1 protein-coding gene is annotated in these 679 nt (G+C 40.4%); it reads left to right on the top strand.

The genetic code is table 11. The features are described 5' to 3' along the window. Window positions 1-15: 15 nt before the first annotated feature. On the top strand, window positions 16-679 hold a 664-nt coding region (locus E0L37_RS21240), incomplete at its 3' end, for a UDP-2,3-diacylglucosamine diphosphatase (protein ID WP_133493628.1).

The raw sequence follows: 679 nt of genomic DNA, 5'->3' as shown, positions 1-679 counted from the left end.
CCATGAGTAAATGCCATGAATAACACCACTTGTAGTAGTAAAACCCACTATCCTGCCGTTTGGATTTCCGACGTTCACTTAGGTTATAAAGACTGCCAAGCGCAGTATTTACTAGACTTTTTAAATGCGATTGAATGCGATGTTCTGTATTTGGTCGGTGATATTGTCGATTTATGGTCGATGAAACGACAGTTCTTTTGGCATCCTAGTCATTATGATGTATTAGCGCTTATTCAACAAAAAGCGAAAGATGGCACTCGAGTGATCTATATACCGGGTAACCACGACGAAACCTTTCGCCATTATGCCAATGATTCATTATTCGGTATTGAAGTACATAAACAATATATCCATACCACAAAAGCCAATAAACGGTTTTTACTGTTGCATGGCGACGATTTTGATTCAGCAACCCGCTACAACAAATTAATCAGTATTGCGGGCGATGCAGGATACGACTTTTTACTTTTTTTAAATCGTTGGACTAATCGCATTCGCCGTTTATTTGGCGGTAATTATTGGTCATTGGCCTCTTGGATAAAAGCGCTAGTGCATAAAGCAAGTGAAGCAACTGGCGCATTTGAAAAAGCGGTGATCCACGAAGCAAAAAAACAAGGCGTCTATGGCATAATTTGTGGGCATATTCATCAACCAGCCGTCAACGTGGGTGAAGGAATTT

Source organism: Alcanivorax sp. 24 (assembly GCF_004360225.1).
Lineage (GTDB): Bacteria > Pseudomonadota > Gammaproteobacteria > Pseudomonadales > Alcanivoracaceae > Alloalcanivorax > Alloalcanivorax xiamenensis.
This window is presented reverse-complemented; position numbering and strand designations above follow the sequence as displayed.